Below are 18,492 nucleotides of genomic sequence, written 5' to 3' on the forward strand. Positions count from 1 at the left end.
CCGCCTTCAGCTCCGGCGGCGGCGCCCTTGGGCACGATCCCCCGCGCGCCCGCCAAGCCGGCACAGCCGGCCTCGCGCGCAAATTCGGTACAGCCGGCCTCGCTCGCGAATTCGGCACAGCCGGTGCCTGTCGCGCGTCCGAACTCCGCGGCCCGGCCCGGCAAACCCAAGCGCAACGCGGCCTCGACCTCGAATGTGTGCGAGCGCGAATTGGCGCGCGCGTCGGCGCTCTATAACATTCCGCTGCCCGTGCTCTATGCGGTGGGCTTGCAGGAGAGCGGGATTAACGGACATCTCCAGCAATATATGTTGAACGTCGCCGGCAAGGATTACCTTGCCACCTCGCTTCCCGACGCCATGCGCGCCTTCAACGAGGCGCGGGCGCAAGGCATCAAGCTGATCGATGTCGGCTGTCTTCAGGTGAATTATTATTATCACGGAAAAAAATTCCGCTCGGTGGAGCAGATGTTCAATCCACGGCTGAATGTCGAGGTGGCGGCGCAGGAATTGCGAGACTGGCGCAAGAGCCAGGGCAATTGGACCATGGCGGTCGCGCGCTACAATGCCTCCAAGCACAATGTGGCGGGGCAGAAGCGCTATGTCTGCGCCGTCATCCGCCGGCTCGTGGGCACGGGTATGGGCGACTGGACGCCGGAAGCGCGCGCCCTCTGCAACAGCTGAGGCGGCGCCCGCAAGGCACGCCCTCGCCGCTATCACGATCACGCCTTCAAACAGAAAAACCCCGCGTCCGCACGTTATAAAACGGCGGACGCGGGGTTTTTATTTGAGCGGATCAGTTGAACAGGGAGTCGATGTCGTCCTGCGATACCACATTGGCGTCGTCGGCGAGCGAGGGGCCATTCAGCAGGGCGGCATCGCCCTCGCGGACCACTGGGATGATGGAATTGGCGGTGGCCACCTCGGCCGCGCCGCCCCAGATGTTCGCCATGCTGGAAATGCGCTCCTCGACGAACCGCAGCAGCTTCACCACCTTGCCGATGCGCTGGCCGGAAATATCCTGGAAATTGCAGGCCTCGAAGACCTTGATGGTCTGGGCCTGGATCGCCTCCGCCAGCGCCAGGTCGTCGCCCACCAGCGAGCGCGAGAGCTTGGCGGCTAGAACCTCGATGTCCTCGGCCGCGCTCAGAATGGTTTCGGTCGCGGTCTCGGTTGCGGCCACCACCGCATCGAGCTCGTCGGTGGCGCGAAACAATTGCTCGCCGCCGCCGCCTTCCGAATGCAAGGCCGCGATCTCGGACTTGGTATTCTGGATCGCTTCCTGGATGGTTTCCAGACCAGCCCACAGGGCGTTGCGATCGCGCTCCTTGTCCATGAGCGGATTACGATATTTGAACGTCTCGATTTCGCTCCGCATCTGGGCGAGTTCGATCAGAATGCGGTCCAGCTGGCCATCGACCGGGCTGTGCTGACCGAAGTCGGCATCAGCGGACATGCGCGTCGAAGCTTCAATGCGAAACGGTCGCCGACTCGCGGACATCCCGACCTCCAGTATTCGAAGATTAAGTTGTCTCTTTATATTTCAACTCTCCCTCCGAACACCAGCCCACCGCCCGCGGCGTTGCAAGCTTCGCGCAAGGCGATCTCCGGTAAAAGAAACGAACGGAGCCGATGAGACATCTCTCGGTCGGCATTTCTTATGCCCTCAAACGGAGCGTCCCATGGCGGTAGACCTTTCGATGAAAATTCTTGTGGTGGACGACTACAAGACCATGGTCCGGATCATTCGGAACCTCTTGAAGCAAATCGGCTTCGAGGATGTCGACGAGGCGTCCGACGGAACCGAGGCGCTCTCGCTGCTCAAGGTGAACAAATACGGCCTCGTGATCTCGGACTGGAACATGGAGCCCATGACTGGATACGAACTGCTCAAGCGCGTGCGTGACGACGAGGTTCTCAAGGAAACCCCGTTCATCATGGTGACCGCCGAAGCCAAGTCGGAAAATGTGATCGCGGCGAAGAAGGCGGGTGTCAGCAACTATATCGTCAAGCCGTTCAACGCGCAGACGCTGAAGGGCAAGATCGACACCGTGTTCGAGGCCTGATCTTCCGATCCGTGTTCAGCGCATCGCGAATACGTACGCTTCATGAATAAAGTCATTCAGAGTAGTACCTCCAGCGCCCGGCCCTCGTGCCGGGCGTTTGGATTCTGCCTCTATCCCGGGCGCTTCCAGAACTGGCCGGGCCGCCCTGCATGCGGGGCCGGAAAGGGATCCATCCACCTCACCTTTAAATCATTCTAAATCCCCCCAGAATGGAGGGAATAGGGCCCGGAAACGGACGCATGACTTGTTGCATATGGCCTGCCGGACGCACCCTCCTCACCAAAATACCGTTTCGCCTGAAAAACCCGCTCCAAATCGCAGCGCTAAGCCGAAACCACCGCTGATGGCGCTCCAAATCCGCACCAACTCTCGTTGTGGGGGAAGCAATTCCTTCATACCAATTCAACAACGGAAGCGGAGCAAATGGCTCTCGCCGGAAATACATTCTGAACCAAGAATTAAGATTGAGCCTGAACGGCCAAAATTCTGAGGAGCAGTCCCATGTATGTGGTTGTCGATCCCCGCGCATCTGTCGCTGAGAGCTATGTTTCCGGTTTTTCTCGTGAAGGATTTTCCTCTCTCGGCTTTGGGCACGGCGAATTCAAGGAATGGCTGCAGTCCGCCTCCGATCAAGACTTGGGCGCGGTTCAGGGTTTCTTGCTCGGCGACTTCGAGTCCCGCAATTCCTATCCGGAAATGATCCGCACACACTCCCGTGCCCCGGTGATCGCGCTGGAAGACATCAAGTCGCTGTCCCAGACGCTCGAGCTCTATACCGCTGGCATCGATGATGTGGTGCGCAAGCCGGTTCATGTCCGGGAGATCGTCGCCCGGTCGGACGCCGTGTGGCGCCGCATGAACACCAATAACGGCCCCGCCACCACCGGCCGGCTCAGCGTGTATTTCGACGGCCGTGATCCGGCGGTGGACGGCGTGCCGCTGTCCTTGCCCCGCCGCGAGCGCCACATCCTCGAATATCTCGTGAAGAACAGCAAACGCCGCGTCACCAAGACCCAGATCTTCAATACCATCTACGGTATCTTCAACGAAGACGTGGATGAGAGCGTGATCGAGGGCCACATGAGCAAGCTGCGCAAGAAACTGCGCATGCGCCTCGGCCACGACGTGATCGATGCCAAGCGCTACATCGGTTATCAATTCGTCGGTTGATCTCCTAGGATCCGACGGCACTGGCCGTCTCGTCGCCCCCGACGAGGCGGCTTTTCTTTTTTCGATCAGCTTCTTATCTCACCCCCGCCGGGTTGGACCCGCAAGCTTCGGTCCAGCTTCCGCGTTTAATACCGGGACGATCCTGGCCTCCACATGCGACGGCGGAAACCGCCTGGACTTGCCTTCCCGGAGAGACACATGCGCCTCACGCTCAAAACTTCGCTTATCGGAACCGTGCTGATTCTCCTGGTCTGCCTTTTGGGGCAGGCGGTCATTGGCACGCTCATGCTCAACCGACTGAACGTCGCAACGCATGATATTTCCAACAATTGGCTGCCCAGCGTGCGGGTGCTCGGCGAGATCAAATTTCACCTGGCGCGCGTCCGCGCCGCGCAGATCCGAAGGTCGGTCTTGACGAATGCCGACGAGATCAAATCAACCGACCAGTCCATCGCTGAGTCGAAGGGCGACGTAAAAGAATCCGTCAAACTCTATAAGACACTGGTCTCTACGCCGGAAGAAGCGGAGGTCTGGCGCACGGTCGAACAGAAGCTCGCCGAATACGATCTTGTGATCAGTCGCGCTTTCGCCGCTCAGGCAACTGGGGATCTCGACACCACCGTCGCTCTATTGAACGAGTCCGCGGAGGCCTTCAATAAGATGCTTGAGCCGCTCGACCGTGACGTTCAGCTGAACAACGAAAGCTCCGCCGTTGCGGCCGGCGTCGCAGAAGAGGCGTTCACGGATGGCCGCTTGTCGATGATCCTCGCCAGCAGCGCCGCGACGGCCATCGCCATCGGTGCCATTTGCTTTATCTTCTTCGGGGTCACACGGCCGCTCACCAACATCACCGACGCCATGAAGCGCATTTCCGGCGGCGCGCTTGAGACCGAGATCGCCGGGCTCGCCAAGTCCAACGAGATCGGTGAAATGGCCCGCGCGCTCAGCGTGTTCCGCGACAATCTCGCCGAGAACGAGCGGCTGCGCCTCGAGCAGATCCGCAAGGATGAGGAGATGACCGCGAAGATCATTTCCGAGCGCAATTCCATCGCCAATGCGTTCCAGCAGACCATGGGCAGTCTTGCCGAGCGCTTCGCCTCCTCCTCCAACGAAGTGGCCGATGCGGCGCGGGGGCTCTCCGCCAGCGCCGAGGAAACCTCGCGCCAGGCCCATGCGGTGTCCAGCGCCGCGGAAGGTGCATCCAGCAACGTGCAGACCGTCGCCGCGTCCGCCGAGGAGCTTTCCGCCTCGATCCGCGAAGTGAGCGAGCAGGTGGCGAATTCCGCCAAGATCGCCCATTCCGCCGCCGACGAAGCGGGGCGCACCAGCGACAATATCCGCGCCCTCTCAGCAGCTGCCAATTCCATCGGCGGCGTGCTGAACCTGATTAAGGACATTGCCGAGCAGACCAATCTGCTGGCCCTCAACGCCACCATCGAGGCGGCACGGGCAGGCGATGCGGGACGCGGCTTCGCGGTGGTTGCCGCAGAAGTGAAGGAACTGGCGGCACAGACCGCCAAGGCCACCGACGAGATTGCCGCCAAGATCGGCGAGATCCAGGAGGCGACCGGCGCCACCGTGACGTCCATCAGCTCCATCGTCACCACCATCAACTCGATCCGGGACGTGACGGGCGCCATTTCCAGCGCCATCGAAGAGCAGCGTGTCGCCACCAGCGAAATCGCCGGCAATACCCATCGCGCCGCCGAAGGCGCGAGCCAGGTGACGGTCAACATGACCGAGGTCGGCAAGGCCGCCGGTTCCACCGGCTCCGCCGCGACCCAGCTCATGAGCCTGTCCTCGGCCCTGTCCGAGCAATCGCATTCTATGGAGACCGAGGTGACCCGCTTCGTCAGCTCCCTGCGCGCCGCCTGAACGCGACGCATCCAAGAAGCAAGGCGGCGCCCTGTGGCGCCGCCTTCAACGCGTTTAAATCCCCTCGCAAGCCGCCGCGTCCCTCCGTTCCTCCGCACCGGGCGCTGGTGAAACCCGACACGATCAGCCGTCCCGGTCCGGCAGCGGCCCCATGATGGGCGCGGGATGCCGCGGAACGTCTCCCATCTGCGCCATCGCGCCGGGAAGCGTCCGGTGCCCCATCCTCATCGATGGTTTCGCCCGCCGGCGCGATGCATGCCGACATTGCGCTCTTGAGCGGCGGGATCGGCGGCGCGCCGGCTCCCGTGCGGCGGCTATCGCTGTGTTCGATCCCACCCCGCCGCGATTCGGCCCGATGCGCCACCACCCTTTGCCCGCGTGGACAGGGCGGGCGCCGGTCGCAATGTGCGGGGTCGAAGCCTCAGTCGGGCCGCCACCGAGCCCGACGGGTCCTTCCCGGCGGATCCAAACGGGCGCCGGCCGCCCTCTCTCGCCGTTCGCCGATGTCTTCAAGGCCGAGGAATGCAAGGCCGAGGATCGGCCGCATCCTCGGCCGTCCGGCGGGAGGCAGACAAGCGGAACGTCCCCGCGCGCCAGCCGGAGGCTGGCCTGTCCAGGCCTGGTGAATGCAGAGCCTCGCGTGGTCCGGCGGGGCGCATGTCTTCAGCATGGATGTGCCCACTTCGGGGAAGGGCCGCGTCTGGTGCGCGCGCCCTGCCGGCTCGCGGTGTCGCCTGAACACCAGGACCATCGTCCGCCCGGTCTGCGCAAGGCTCGTTCTCACGCAGGCAATGGCAGCGGGTGCCTTTCAAACCCAGCGCACCGTGCAAAAATAAACCCCGCCGAAACGCGGCGGGGCTTGTCAGTGGCGAGGGCGGGCCCAATGGGTGCCATCCATGAATGCTGTCCGGAAAGGGGCAGGTCAGCCTCATCAGGGGCAGTCGGGCGCACGGTCAGTAGAACGAGCGCACCAGCCCGCTCACCAGGATGTTCCAACCGTCGATCAGGATGAAGAACAGGATCTTGAAGGGCAGAGAGATCACCGAGGGCGGCATCATCATCATGCCCATGGACATCACCAGCGTTGCCACGATCATGTCGATGATTAGGAATGGCAGCACGATCAGGAAGCCGATCTCGAAGCCGCGCCGCAGCTCGGAAATCATGAAGGCCGGGATCAGGATGCGCATGTCGATCTTCTCTTCCGGCGCGTTCGCCGCCTTCGGCGGGACCGGCAGCGGGGCGGCGAGCTTGCGGTCGGGCTTCTCGGCATTCGCCTGGGCGATGTCCGCGAACAATTGCAGATCCTTGCCGCGCACCTGGGAGAGCATGAAATCGCGGAATGGGTCGGCGATCCGCGCGATCGCTTCTTCTTCGGTGATCTTCTGTTCCGTTAGCGGGCGCACGCCCTCCTGCCAGGCGCGATCGAAGGTCGGGCCCATGATGTAGAAGGTCATGAACAGCGACAGGCTGATCAGCACGAGGTTCGCCGGCGTCGATTGCAGGCCGAGGCCGGACCGCAGGAACGACAGGGCGATGGCGAGGCGCGTGAAGCTCGTCATCATGATGAGCAGGCCCGGCGCCACCGAAAGAACCGTCAGCAGCGCCACCATCTGAATGATGCGCCCGCTGGTGCTGCCGCCACCGCTGTCGGGCAGCAATTGGTCGAGATTGAGGGTCTGGGCCGTGGCCGGGCCGGCGGCGAGCACCAGGGCGCCGGCGAGCAGCAGCGCGCAAGCGGGCAGAACCCTCGCGGGCGGAACCCTCGCGGGCAGGGCCCGCGCGGTCAGGGACGGCCGGTTCACTGCACCACCAGGGTTTCGAGCAGCAGTTCGCTGACCTTGCCTTCGGAGCGGATGCCGGCGCGCTCGTTGAGATCCTCCCGCAGGTGCTGAAGCGCGCTCGGCCCCTCCAATTGGCTGAGCGAGAGCGTGCGCATATAGGCCATGATGTCTTCGCGGATCTCGCTCGCGGTGACCTGCGGGTTCGCCAGGGCGCCGGTCTTGAAGATGATCGTGGATTCGAGGCGCGCGAAGGTTCCCGAGGGTGCGGCGAGATTCACCACCACCGGCTTCAGGGCCTGGGAGGAGAGATTGCCGGTATAGGCGAGGGGTTCCGGTTTCTTTTCCGGCTCGACGGGCGGCTTGGCGGCGACCACCTTCTCCACCGTGTCGGCCAGCTGGTAGCCGAGCCCGCCGCCCATCACCACGCCGAGCACGGTGAGAATGAGCAGCGCGAGAATCATGCCGCTGCCTTTCTTGGCGGGGGCGGTGGCGGGGTCCGGGGCGGCTTTCTTGGCGGGCGCGGCGGCCATTTTTCTGTCTTCTCCACTTAGGGCCTGAACCGATCAGGTTGAAACAACCTGATCGGTGAATCAGGCACTAAACAATTGTTAGAGAACGCCTTATCCGATCAGCTTGCGACGCAAGCCGATCGCCGCGCGCTCTAGAAGGGAACGACCATGTCATAGATGCGCTGGCCCCAGGCGGGCTGCTGCACATCGGTTTGGCGACCGCGTCCGGCGTAGGAAATGCGCGCCTCGGCGATCTTGTCGTAGGGGATGATATTGGTCGCGGAGACGTCGAGCGGGTTGACGATGCCGCCGATGTTCAGAACCCGCACTTCGTAATTCACCAGGATTTCCTGCGAGCCGCTGATGATGAGATTGCCGTCGGGCATCACCTCGGTGACCACCACGGCGATGGAAAGCCGCAGCTTCTCCGACCGGTCGATGGTGCCCTTGCCGGTGGTGCTGGTGGAGGAATTGGTATCGAGATTGCCGGAGCCGGCAGCGGCATTGGCGCCCTTGCCGAAGCCGGAGAGATTCAGCGCGGCCTCGGCGCCAAGCCGGGTCTTGGAATCGCGGGAGCGGTCGGTCGCATTGTCGAACTGCGCCTTGTCGTCGATGGCGATGGCCACGCGAATCACGTCGCCCACTTTGGAGGCCCGCAGGTCGCGATACATGCTCTGCCCGTTGGCCTGATCCCAGGTCGACCTGAAGCTGCGCTGGGCCGGCTGGCGGAACGCCATGGGCACCGGCTGGCGCGTGGTGTCGAGCCCGGTTCCCACCGGGGTCAGGGCCGGTCCGAAAGCGAGGCTGTCATAGGTCGTCTGGCAGCCCGCCAGCGCGATCGCGAGGCCAAGGGCGGAAACCACGCGGGCGACGCGCGGCCGATTCGGCATCAGGTTCATCAGCTGGCCCGCCCGTCGACCGTGCGGCGGCCGAGGCCGACCATGATGGAGGTGAGGCGCGCCGCCCGGGGCGGGTCCATCTCGTTGAGGATGGCGCTCGCCACGCGCGGGGTGAGCTTCGCGAGCACGGCGGCGGCGGCTTCCTCGCCCATGGCGGAGATCTGCGCCGAGGCGGCGTCCGGGCGCATCTGGGAGATGACGGAAATGAGGGAATCGTCGGCCTTTTTCAGGAACACCTCGCGCCGTTGCAGCCAGTCCTGATATTCCGCGCGCTTGGCTTCCAGCGCGGCGATGCGGGCCTCGATGTCCTTCTCCATGGTCGCCAGTGCCTCCTTCTGCCGCGCGAAGCGGGCGTCGGATGCGGCGTTCACGATGGAACGGCAATATTGGATCGCATTGTCCTCGCGGCTGGCATCGGCGGCCGCGACTTCCATCGGCCTGGCCGCGGGCGCGCTCTGGGCCTGGGCCTCGCGTCCGAGGCCGACCAGCGCGGCACACAGCACCAGCAGCAGGGGCAGGGCGCGCGCACGCATCGGCCCGGTCTTCTGGGCTGCATCGCGCCGCATCAGGATCGCGCCGTCGAGCAGTTCGACCAGATAGCGCTTGTCTTCCCGCAGGCGCTTCATCTGCGCTTGAACCAGCAGCGAGATGCAGGCGGCCCCGGTGACGAGGCCGGTCATGAAAATCACCAGAGGTGGAAGCAGAGCGGACATGGTTGCGGTCATCGAGCATCCTCCCGTTCAATCGGGCGCGGGCTCTGCGGCGGCGGGCGGCCGTTGCCGTCTCCGGCAGCAGAGGGCGCGGGGTTTCAGGATCAAAGCCGGATGTCGCCGAGACAGCTTTTTCGTGCTGTCGTGCAGGTCCCGCAGAATGGTGTTCCATTCTTGCGCGCGGGTGGCTTTGCGCCGCCTCACGTCCCGCCTCTCTCCATGATTCCGTTCTAGGAGGAGTGGCTTGCGCGACGCTGACTGCCGCGCGGGGCAAGCGGCCTTTACTGGAAGACCAGCTCGGCCTGGAGCGCGCCCGCGGTCTTCACCGCCTGGAGGATCGAGATGATGTCGTTCGGCTTCAGGCCGAAGCGGTTGAGCCCGTTCACCAGGGTTTGCAGATTGGTGCCGGAGACGATGCCGATCGGGCCGCCGGTCTCCTGTGCTTCGATGTCGGTGCGCGGCACCACCACCGTCTCGCCATAGGAGAAGGGCGCGGGCTGCGACACCACCGGGGTCTCCTGCACCTGCACCGTGAGATTGCCCTGGGTGACGGCGAAGGTTGAGACCTGTACGTTGCGCCCGATCACAACGGTGCCGGTGCGCTGGTCTACCACCACTTTGGCCGGCGTGTCGGGATTGACGGTGAGATCGCCCAGTTCGGCGATGAAGCGCGCGGGATTGGCCTGCGGTGGACGCTGCACCGCAACCGTGCGCAGGTCGCGCTCGCGGGCGAGCGGGCGGCCGTAGCGCTCGCGAGTATAGGCGTTGATCACGTCCGCCATCATGGCGGCGGTCTTGAAATCGGGATTGTTGAGATCGATGACAATCTCGGGCAGGTCGCGCAGCTGGCCGGAGAGCTGGCGTTCCACGAGAGCGCCATTGGCGATGCGGCCAGCGGTGGGCACGCCCTGGGTGAGGGTTTCCGCCTGGCCAGTTATGGCGATGCCGGAAACCAGCTGGCCCTGCGCCACTGCATACACGAGATTGTCGGCGCCGCTGAGCGGGGTGGCGAGCAAGGTGCCGCCGCGCAGCGAGGTGGCATCGCCCAGCGAGGCGATGGTGACGTCGATCCGCGTGCCGATGGCGGCGAAGGCGGGGAGATTCGCTGTCACCGCCACGGCGGCGATGTTGCGGGCACGCAATTGCAGCCCCTGCACGTTGATGCCCATGCGGTCGAGCATGGATTGCAGGGCCTGTTCGGTGAACGGGGAATTGCGCAGCGTGTCGCCGGTGCCCTGGAGGCCGATGACCAGGCCGTAGCCGATCAATTGGTTGTCGCGCACGCCCTGGATGCTGGAGATGTCCTTGATCCGCGTGCCGGCGGCGGCGCAATCGGCGCCCGCCATTCCACCCGCCAGCAGCAGCGCGAGGGCGGCGGCGACATGCAGGAGCCCGCGAAGCGGGGTGCGAAGAGGGGCGCGCGCCGTCATTTCATGCTCACGCGCACGGAGCCGTCGGTCTGCACGACGCCGAGGATGGTCTGGCCGCTATCCATGTTCTTGAGGCGAACGACGGCGCCGGCGACGCCGGATTCCAGCGCGGTCGCATAGCCGGAAATGGAAAGGCCGCCTTCTTCCAGGCGCACCCGCGTCGCCGCGCCCTTGATGATGAGGGGAACCTCGGCAACGGAATTGAGCGGGATCGGCTGACCCGCCACCAGCAGGCGGCGCGCGGCCTTACCGATCAGCGAAGGCGCGCCGGCCATGGTGCCCCAGCGGGCGACGGTGGCGTGCGGCATCATGCGCTCGGTGAGCATGCCGGCGGTGATCACATCGCCGGGGAAGATCGTCACGGCGGGAACCGGCACGGGAATATCCTCGCTCGCCGCGACCACCGGGGCAGGCGCGGCCGGCGCTACGGCAGCGCCGGGGCTTGGCGCCGGGGGCGGCGGCTCGCGGCTGGCTTCCGCCTGCGCCGCCATGGCGGAGATGGTCTGCGCGCCGCCGGAGGTGGCCGGCATCATGCAGGACAGCGCGAGCAGGCCGAGCGCGACGCAGCGCGCCGAAACGCGGGGGAAGCGCCACGGCATGTGCGCACTTTCGGTGCGGGACGCGCGAAGCGGCGCCGGCGCTTGGCGATGTGCGGACATGGGGAGCCTCATGACGATCAGCGGATACCCTTGGAGACCGTGCTCGCCATTTCATCGGCGGCCTGGATCACCTTCGAGTTCATTTCATAGGCGCGCTGGGCGGAGATCAGCTCGGTGATTTCCTTCACCGGATCGACGTTGGAGCCTTCCAGATAGCCCTGATGGATGTTGCCGAAGCCGACGTCGCCGGCGACGCTCACCACCGGCTGGCCGGAGGCGGTGGTCTCGCGGTAGAGATTGTTGCCCAGCGGGTCGAGGCCGGAATCATTGGCGAAGTTCGCGACACTGAGCTGGCCCAGCAATTGCGGCGCCTGCTGGTCCGGGATCTGGGCATAGATCTGCCCGGAATCATTGACCACGATCCCCGTCGCATTGGCGGGAAAGGTGATGGCCGGCATAACCGCATAGCCGTCGGAGGTTACGAGCTCTCCGGCGGGGCCCTTGTTGAAGGAACCGGCGCGCGTATAGAGCGTCTCGCCCGACGGGCTCGTGACCTCGAACCAGCCGCGCCCGTTGATGGCGAGATCCAGCGGGTTGCCGGTCTGCGCGAGGGGCCCTTGAATGTGCAGGTTGCGGATGCCGACGGTGCGCACGCCAAGGCCGATGCGGGCGCCTTCGGGGATTGGGCCCGCGCCATCCTGATTGGGCACCCCCTGGGCGCGTTCGGCCTGATACAGCAGATCGGAGAATTCGGCGCGGGCGCGCTTGAACCCCGTGGTGTTGATGTTCGCGATATTGTTTGCGATCACTTCCACATTGGTCTGCTGGGCGGACATTCCGGTAGCGGCAATGGCTAGGGCGCGCATGTCTTATCCTCAGATCGCCATCCGGCTGATTTCCTGATAGGCGGCGACAACCTTGTCGCGCACCGCGATCGCTGTTTGCAGGGTCTGTTCCGCCGACATGATCGCCTCCACCACGTGGTGAACCGAGGCCTTGCCGGAGATGCCCGAGATCGCCGCGCGTTCGCCCTGCTTCAGGGTGGTCACGGCATTGGACGACATCTGCGAGAGCATGTCGGTGAAATCGGACGGGGCGGCGGCGGCCCCGGGCGCGACCTTGGACGTCAATTGCGACGTCATCTGCGTGTCGGTGCGCGTCCCGCCGAGGCTGGTGCTGGAGGTGCGCGAGAGCGCGCTGAAATTGACCGCGTCGATCATGCTCAACTCCTCAGGAGATCGATGGTCATCGCCACCATGGAGCGGGCTTGCTTGATCATCTGGAGATTGGCTTCATAGGAGCGACCCGCCTCGCGCATGTCGGCCATTTCCATCAGCGTGTTCACGTTCGGCATCTTCACCTGCCCGGAGGCGTCGGCGGCCGGATTGCCGGGATCGTATTCGGTCTGGAACGGCGCGCGATCATGCCCCAGCGACTTCACGCGCACGGTGGAGGCGCCGAGCGCGCGATCCAGCTCGGCGGAGAACTGGACGGTCTTGCGCGTATAAGGATCGGCGCCGGGCGCATTGCCGGTGGAGCGCGCGTTGGCGACGTTTTCCGCCGCGATGCGCAGGCGGGTGGACTGGGCTTCCAGGCCGGCGGCGGCGATCCCGGAGGCGGCCCGCAGCGGATCGAGGGTCAGGACGGTCATGCTCAGGTCTTCACGCTTGAGAGCATCATGCGCTGGAACGAGCGCACGACGTTCGTATTGAGGGAGAAGGCGCGGTTCACCTCGTCGGCCTTGAGCATTTCCTGCTCCAGGCTGACGGTGTTGCCGGAATGGCTGACATCCCAGCCTTCGGCCTTGTTCACCTTGCTGGTCGGCGCGCCGGCGTTGGCCACGTCCATATGGCGGGCCGAGGTCCGGTTCATCGAAAGACGCGTCTTGTCGAGCACCGCGGTGAAGGGCTCCACATCCGCGGCCTTGAAGCCGGGCGTGTTGGCATTGGCGATATTTCCAGAAATGGCGGCCTGACGGACCGAGGCCCATTGGGCGTGGCGCGATGCGAGGCTGAATAGAAATAGGGGCTCCAAACCGACCTCCCGGATAACCTGTCCGCACGCTAGGGTGAGAACCTTGCCCCAGGCTGGCGATCGCCGGGCCGGGCTTATTGTGTGGTGATGCGCATGTCTTCCAGCGCCGCCGCAAAGCAGGCGAGGTCCTCCTCGGGCGTGCCGGCGGCGCGGGCGAAGCGGATCGAATCGATGTCCACGCCGATGGCGAACTGATCGAACACCAGCCGGAAAAAGGCGCTCAGCTTGGCGTGATGAAGCTCCAGGCTGAGGCTCATGATCGGCGCGGCGCCCCATTCGGCGGAGCTTGTGGCCTGATGCCCGTAGCGCAGGATGCCCGGCTTCAGAGACATCTCCGCCGACGAGGCGAGGATATCCGCGATGATGCTTTCCTGGCCCGCGCTCACATAGGACAGCATCAGCCCGGCGTTGGTGAACGCGAGCTCGGTGATGACCTGCTTGAGGGCATTGGCCAGCAGCTTCTCGTAGCGCTCGATCTCCGCATGCTCCAGGTGCTGGATCTCGAGGATATGGGTGCCGTTACGGGGGCGCATTGGGCTTCCTCGAATAAATGAAGTAAAGTATCTTCGCCACCGGGCGATAGAATTCGTTGGGAATCCATTGATCAACTTGAACCGCGTCGTACATGGCGCGGGCGAGGGCTCGGTCCTCGATTACGGGAATGTTGTTGCGCTCGGCGATCTCGCGGATTTTCAGCGCGATCAGGTCCATGCCCTTGGCCACCACCAGCGGGGCGCCGCCCTTGGCGCGGTCGTATTGCAGGGCGATCGCGTAATGGGTCGGGTTGGCGATCACCAGCGAGGCCTTGGGCACGTTGGTGAGCATGCGCTGGCGTGCCCGTTGCTGGGCGAGCGCGCGCATGCGCGCCTTCACCATGGGGTCGCCCTCGGCCTGCTTGAACTCGTCCTTCACTTCCTGGTGCGACATGCGCAAATCGGCGCGCCAGCGGAAGCGCGCCCATACCAGGTCCGCCCCCACCAGGGCGATGGTGCCGATGCACACCGCCGAGACCAGGCGCGTCGACAAGGAAAGCACAACCGAGGGAATCAGCAGCGGATCGGAGAACATCGCGTTCACCATCTGATACTGCTGCGAATAGAGCAGGATCGCGCAGACCAGACCGATGAAGAAGAACTTGAACAGCGATTTGCCGAACTCGACATGACCCTGGGTGCCGAAGATGCGCGACCAGCCGGCGAGCGGAGAGACCCGCGACCATTTGGGGGTGATGCGGTCCAGCACCATGCGCGGCATGTTCTGGAAAACGGTCGCCACCACGCCGGCCAGCGCGAGAATGATGACGATGGGCGTGAGAAAGCGGGCCGCCACCATGAGCAGGCTCATCAGCAGATCCACCGCGTCGCCGCTCTCCTCCAGGCGGAAGCCGGCGGGATCGTCGATGAAGCGCGCGAGATCGTCCGCGAGGCGGCGCACGGGGTTCGATGCGAAGAAGGTCAGGCATAGGAGAATGCCCACCAGGGAGGCGAACAGTGTCACTTCGCGCGAAAACGGCACGTTGCCCTTCTCAACGGCGTCGCTGATCTTCTTTTCGCTCGCCTCTTCTGTCTGGCTCTCCTTGTCCGGGGCTTCAGACATCGGCCGACACCCTAGCGCACATAGGTGTCTTCCTCATTGCCGGAATTGAGTTCGATTTCCCCGCGCCCAGCCATGTCGAGCGCGAGGTCGGTGATGGTGCGGCGAGCATCTTGCACGTCGCGCTGGGCCACCGGCTCGCCGCCGCCAAGTTCCTGCTCCACCATCCGACGCACGCGGGCGCCGAGCGATTGCAGGATGATTTCGCGGAAATCCAGATCGGTGCCCTTGAGGGCCAGGATCAGCTTGTCGTTCGGCACCTGGTCGAACAAGGCGGTGCGGGCCTTCGGCGTCAGCTTGATGATGTCGTCAAAAGTGAACAGAAGTCCCTTGAGGATCTCGGCGGACTTCGGGCGCGTGGCGGCGAGGCTGTTGAGCACCGTCTCCATGTCGTCGCGCTCCATCTTGTTGATGATGTCGGCCATGCGGGCGTGCGGATCCGCCCCGGCATTGCGCGAGAAGTTCATCATGAAGTCTTCATGCACGGTCTTTTCGATGACCTGCATGGTGTTGTCGACGATCGGCTTGAAGGTGAGCATGCGCCGCATGATGCCGTTGCGGCGATCCTCGGGGATAAAGCTCATCACCTTGGCGGCGCAGGCCGGCTTTACTTTGGACAGCATGAGGGCCGCCGTCTGGGGATGCTCCTTCATGATATAGGTGGCGAGCACATTCTCGGTAATCGTGGAGATGCGATCCCAGATCGTATGGTTCGACGCCCCGCGCAGCTCCATCATAAGCTCGGCGATCTGCTCGGGCGGCAGCACGCCGGTCAGCAGACGCTCCACATCGGCCGCCGTGCCCACCAGGTTGGCGCCGGCGACGAAATGGGTCGCGAAGTCCTCGATCAGGGTTTCGATCTGCGCGTTGCTGACCGGCTTCAGTTCGGCGATCGAGCGCGTGACAAGTTTGATCTCGTCCGCCTCGAAATGCTTCATGATCCGGTTGGCCACCGGCGCGCCCATGGTCATGAGCAGCGCCGCCACCTTATCGGTGCCGTGGAGCGGCCGGCTCTTGCTTGCCGCGTAGGAGGGGGGTGAGTTGGGCATCGGGCGGCCCTATCAGGCGGTTTCGGGGCCGCTCGGGCCGACGATCTCGGTGAGGGAGACGCCGAAGCGCGAATTGTCGTCCTCCACCACCATCACCTCGCCCCGGGCGATGATGCGTCCGTTCACCACCACGTCCACCGGCTCGCCGACCCGATGGTCGAGCGGCACGATGGCGCCGCGGCCGAGCTTCAGCAGGTTCGACACCGGCATGGAGGCCGAGCCGAGCACCACCTGGAGCAGCACCGGGATGCGCATGACCGATTCCAGGCCGCGCCCGGTGGCCAGCGTTTCCTCGCGCACGCCGCCCATGCGCGCTAGAAGCGCCTCGTCCTGGGCATTGGCGGCGGCTTCGTTCAATTCCATTTCATCGACGGGCAGATTGGCCATGGGAACTCCCCCTTTGAGCATTGGCGTGACGCAGGCGCGTCGTTTGAAGTCATCGCGCCCTCAGCGGCGCCGCGCATCGCCGGACGGCGGGCGCACGCTTTTGCTGGCCGGAACCTGTCCGGCGTCGCGGCGGTCGATCTCGTCGATCAGGGCGTGAGCCTGGTCGATGCGGGTGGCGAGCAGGATCAGCGTTTCCTTGCCGTCGAGATCCAGCGTCACCAGCGCGTCGCGCGCGGCGATCAGGGCGCGCGAGGTATCCGCGAGCGCGCGCTCGTAATCGGCGTTCAGCACATCGAGCCGCTTGAGCTTGCGATGCACCATCACCACGCAGACCGTGGTGGCGAGCAGGGCTGCCAGCAGCAGTAGGTCAGCGGGGAAAGAGGTCATTCAGGAACTCCTGTTCTGGGCTGATGAGGTCGTCCACCCGCAGCACATAGGAGCCTTCCGCCTGGCCGAGGTGGCACCAGAACAGCGGCTGATCCTTGCTCTCAAGCTTGACGCGCGTGCGCGGCGTGGCCTGGAGCTTGATGACCTGCCCGACCTTCAGATCGGCGATTTCGCCGAGCGGGAAATGCCGCTCCTCCAGGATCGCGCGGACCTTGACCTGGGTGCGATTGACCTCGCCGCGGATCTGCTGCGTCCATTTCGGATCGCGCCCGCTGGATTCCGCCGAGGTGGTGCGCGAGAGGGCCTGGCGCATGGGGGTCAGGGCCGATTGCGGGATGATGACGAACATCTCGCCCCCGCGGTTCAGCGCCTGGAGCAGGAATTTCGTGACGATCGCGAGATTGTTGCGCCGTCCGATCACGGCGAAATCCATGCGGGTTTCCTGGCGCTCGAACGTGAAGGTGGTGTCTGTGACGGGCGCGAAGCTCGAGCGCAGCACCTTGCTCATCTGCTCGAACAGCAATTGCGCCACGCGCGATTCGATGTTGGAGAAGCTGCGCTCGTCGTCCACCGGCGGTTCGGAGCCATCGGCGCCGAACAGCACTTCCATCATGGTGAAGATGAAGTCGCGGTCGAAGCCGACGATGATGTGGCTGTCCCAGCTCGGGGCGTGGAAAATGCCCGCCACCGCCATGCCCTCGTACATTTCCAGCACGTCGCCGATGCGTCCGCTCTCAACGCTCGAGAGCGAATAATAAGCCTGCGAGGCGGCCAGCGTGCGCAGGCTGTCGGCGCAGAAGGTGCTCATGCGGTCGAAGATCACGTGCAGCATCGGCAGGCGGTCGAGCGAGAGCCCGGCCGCGTCCAGCAGCATGTCCCGAATATCCTGGTGCTTGTGTTCGCTCATGGTCAGGCCGCCTGCTGCTGGGGCGCGGAGGAGGAGGACGGCGCCGAGGAGATCACCTCGCTCTCGACTTCATCGATGGTCGGCCGGTCGCCGCCGGAGATGGTCTTGCGTCCATGTTCCAGTGCGATCGGCGGCAGGGCGCCGTTCATGAAGGCGATCAAGGTCTGCTTGGCGATGATGAAGGGTGCGCACTGCTTCTCGCGCGTGATCTTCACCTTGTTCGCCAGCGGGCCGAGGATCGCGTAGGACGAATAGATGCCGACGAAGGTGCCGATCAGCGCCGAGCCGATATAATGGCCGAGGATTTCCGGCGACTGGTCGATGGCGCCCATGGCTTTCACGATGCCGAGCACGGCAGCGCAGATGCCGAGCGCGGGCAGCCCCTCGGCCACCGTGCTGAGGGCGGCGGCGGGCTTGGTCTTGTGTTTCTTGATGGTGGAGATTTCCTGCTCCATCAGGCCCTCGATCTCATGCGACTTGGCGTTGCCGATGATGATGAGGCGGGCATAATCGCAGATGAACTGCGTCAGCTCCTTGTCCTTCAGGATGGTCGGGAAGTGCGCGAACAGAGTGGATTCGCCCGGATTGTCGATATGGGCTTCCACTTCGTTGCGCGGCTTCTGGCGCATGTCGCGCATCAGCGTGTAGAGCAGGCCGAGCAGGGCGATGAAATCCTTGCGCTTCGGCGCGGTTCCCATCGCGCCCTGCACGATCGCACTGCCGGTATCCTTGATCACCGACACGGGGTTGGCGATGATGAAGGTGCCGAGAGCGATGCCGCCGATGATGACGTATTCGAAGGGCTGCCACACAACATCGATGTGGCCGCCCATGGCCATGAAGCCGCCGAACGTCGCGACGAGGCCTAGGATGATGCCGATCAGGACGCCCAAGGCGCTTCTCCTCCTGTGCTGTTATGCGGTGGTACGGCGCGTGGATTGCGCGAGGCTGGAGTGGGCGGGCGCACAGCCGGGTGGAACGGGAGAGGGCGCGGGGACGTTGGGTTGGCGGCGGCTGATCAGCGGCTAAGGCGCTGGCGGCGCCTGCAAAGGCTCAAGCAAGCTTCACCGGCGAAGGTCCGGGCGACGCGAAGGTC

22 protein-coding genes are annotated in these 18,492 nt (G+C 64.4%); 4 read left to right on the plus strand and 18 right to left on the minus strand.

Annotated elements, in window-relative coordinates:
• Window positions 1–27 precede the first annotated feature (27 nt).
• Entirely contained in the window at window positions 28–681 is a 654-nt protein-coding gene (locus V5G24_RS08335) for a transglycosylase SLT domain-containing protein (protein WP_394084782.1), read from the plus strand.
• Between the two features lie 112 nt (window positions 682–793).
• Here V5G24_RS08335 and V5G24_RS08340 read toward each other — a convergent pair whose 3' ends face one another.
• Window positions 794–1,453 (minus strand): protein phosphatase CheZ, encoded by a 660-nt coding sequence (locus V5G24_RS08340; protein ID WP_394084783.1) that lies wholly within the window; start codon window positions 1,451–1,453, stop codon window positions 794–796.
• 226 nt (window positions 1,454–1,679) lie between these two features.
• On the opposite strand from V5G24_RS08340, the gene V5G24_RS08345 reads away from it, so the two are divergent.
• The 3 genes from V5G24_RS08345 to V5G24_RS08355 all read left to right on the plus strand — a co-directional run bounded on the left by V5G24_RS08345 (window position 1,680) and on the right by V5G24_RS08355 (window position 5,108).
• Complete coding sequence (locus V5G24_RS08345) at window positions 1,680–2,063, plus strand: response regulator (RefSeq protein ID WP_348846252.1); 384 nt, start codon at window positions 1,680–1,682, stop codon at window positions 2,061–2,063.
• A 501-nt stretch (window positions 2,064–2,564) separates the two neighbouring features.
• Window positions 2,565–3,233, plus strand: coding sequence for a response regulator transcription factor (locus tag V5G24_RS08350; RefSeq protein WP_394084784.1), 669 nt, complete (start codon window positions 2,565–2,567; stop codon window positions 3,231–3,233).
• A gap of 198 nt (window positions 3,234–3,431) precedes the next feature.
• Complete coding sequence (locus V5G24_RS08355) at window positions 3,432–5,108, plus strand: methyl-accepting chemotaxis protein (RefSeq protein ID WP_394084785.1); 1,677 nt, start codon at window positions 3,432–3,434, stop codon at window positions 5,106–5,108.
• A gap of 953 nt (window positions 5,109–6,061) precedes the next feature.
• Here the strand turns inward: V5G24_RS08355 and fliP are convergent.
• The 17 genes from fliP to motA form a co-directional block, all read right to left on the minus strand.
• Window positions 6,062–6,838, minus strand: a complete 777-nt coding sequence (fliP, locus tag V5G24_RS08360; protein ID WP_394084854.1) for a flagellar type III secretion system pore protein FliP — start codon at window positions 6,836–6,838, stop codon at window positions 6,062–6,064.
• 71 nt (window positions 6,839–6,909) lie between these two features.
• Window positions 6,910–7,422 (minus strand): flagellar basal body-associated FliL family protein, encoded by a 513-nt coding sequence (locus tag V5G24_RS08365; protein WP_394084786.1) that lies wholly within the window; start codon window positions 7,420–7,422, stop codon window positions 6,910–6,912.
• Window positions 7,423–7,553: 131 nt separating this feature from the next.
• Window positions 7,554–8,291: a flagellar basal body L-ring protein FlgH gene (locus V5G24_RS08370; protein WP_394084855.1), complete on the minus strand. Its 738-nt coding sequence runs from the start codon at window positions 8,289–8,291 to the stop codon at window positions 7,554–7,556.
• A gap of 8 nt (window positions 8,292–8,299) precedes the next feature.
• Complete coding sequence (locus tag V5G24_RS08375; protein ID WP_394084787.1) at window positions 8,300–9,025, minus strand: MotE family protein; 726 nt, start codon at window positions 9,023–9,025, stop codon at window positions 8,300–8,302.
• Window positions 9,026–9,291: 266 nt separating this feature from the next.
• Complete coding sequence (gene flgI / locus V5G24_RS08380) at window positions 9,292–10,440, minus strand: flagellar basal body P-ring protein FlgI (RefSeq protein WP_394084788.1); 1,149 nt, start codon at window positions 10,438–10,440, stop codon at window positions 9,292–9,294.
• Window positions 10,437–11,099, minus strand: coding sequence for a flagellar basal body P-ring formation chaperone FlgA (gene flgA / locus V5G24_RS08385; protein ID WP_394084789.1), 663 nt, complete (start codon window positions 11,097–11,099; stop codon window positions 10,437–10,439). The genes flgI and flgA overlap by 4 nt, the downstream gene beginning before the upstream one ends.
• A 17-nt stretch (window positions 11,100–11,116) precedes the next feature.
• The gene (gene flgG / locus V5G24_RS08390) at window positions 11,117–11,905 is read right to left on the minus strand and encodes a flagellar basal-body rod protein FlgG (protein WP_394084790.1); all 789 of its coding nucleotides are present in this window, start codon (window positions 11,903–11,905) and stop codon (window positions 11,117–11,119) included.
• A gap of 9 nt (window positions 11,906–11,914) precedes the next feature.
• On the minus strand, window positions 11,915–12,181 hold the full coding sequence (gene fliE, locus V5G24_RS08395; protein ID WP_509292319.1) for a flagellar hook-basal body complex protein FliE: 267 nt from the start codon (window positions 12,179–12,181) through the stop codon (window positions 11,915–11,917).
• An 80-nt stretch (window positions 12,182–12,261) separates the two neighbouring features.
• Entirely contained in the window at window positions 12,262–12,690 is a 429-nt protein-coding gene (flgC, locus tag V5G24_RS08400) for a flagellar basal body rod protein FlgC (RefSeq protein ID WP_394084792.1), read from the minus strand.
• Window positions 12,691–12,692: 2 nt separating this feature from the next.
• The gene (gene flgB / locus V5G24_RS08405; RefSeq protein ID WP_394084793.1) at window positions 12,693–13,073 is read right to left on the minus strand and encodes a flagellar basal body rod protein FlgB; all 381 of its coding nucleotides are present in this window, start codon (window positions 13,071–13,073) and stop codon (window positions 12,693–12,695) included.
• A gap of 74 nt (window positions 13,074–13,147) precedes the next feature.
• Window positions 13,148–13,606: a BspJ family T4SS effector nucleomodulin gene (locus V5G24_RS08410; protein ID WP_394084794.1), complete on the minus strand. Its 459-nt coding sequence runs from the start codon at window positions 13,604–13,606 to the stop codon at window positions 13,148–13,150.
• Window positions 13,593–14,669, minus strand: coding sequence for a flagellar biosynthesis protein FlhB (gene flhB, locus V5G24_RS08415; RefSeq protein ID WP_394084795.1), 1,077 nt, complete (start codon window positions 14,667–14,669; stop codon window positions 13,593–13,595). The genes V5G24_RS08410 and flhB overlap by 14 nt, the downstream gene beginning before the upstream one ends.
• Window positions 14,670–14,680: 11 nt before the next feature.
• Window positions 14,681–15,715: a flagellar motor switch protein FliG gene (locus V5G24_RS08420; protein WP_394084796.1), complete on the minus strand. Its 1,035-nt coding sequence runs from the start codon at window positions 15,713–15,715 to the stop codon at window positions 14,681–14,683.
• 12 nt (window positions 15,716–15,727) lie between these two features.
• The gene (gene fliN, locus V5G24_RS08425) at window positions 15,728–16,024 is read right to left on the minus strand and encodes a flagellar motor switch protein FliN (RefSeq protein ID WP_394084856.1); all 297 of its coding nucleotides are present in this window, start codon (window positions 16,022–16,024) and stop codon (window positions 15,728–15,730) included.
• A gap of 138 nt (window positions 16,025–16,162) precedes the next feature.
• The gene (locus V5G24_RS08430) at window positions 16,163–16,489 is read right to left on the minus strand and encodes a hypothetical protein (RefSeq protein WP_394084797.1); all 327 of its coding nucleotides are present in this window, start codon (window positions 16,487–16,489) and stop codon (window positions 16,163–16,165) included.
• Window positions 16,470–17,396, minus strand: coding sequence for a flagellar motor switch protein FliM (locus V5G24_RS08435; protein ID WP_394084798.1), 927 nt, complete (start codon window positions 17,394–17,396; stop codon window positions 16,470–16,472). The genes V5G24_RS08430 and V5G24_RS08435 overlap by 20 nt, the downstream gene beginning before the upstream one ends.
• A gap of 2 nt (window positions 17,397–17,398) precedes the next feature.
• A complete protein-coding gene (gene motA, locus V5G24_RS08440) occupies window positions 17,399–18,289 on the minus strand; it encodes a flagellar motor stator protein MotA (RefSeq protein WP_394084799.1) in 891 nt (296 codons plus the stop codon).
• Window positions 18,290–18,492: the final 203 nt, after the last annotated feature.

It is taken from the genome of Roseixanthobacter finlandensis (genome assembly GCF_043195105.2).
In the GTDB taxonomy this organism is placed as follows: domain Bacteria; phylum Pseudomonadota; class Alphaproteobacteria; order Rhizobiales; family Xanthobacteraceae; genus NCEH01.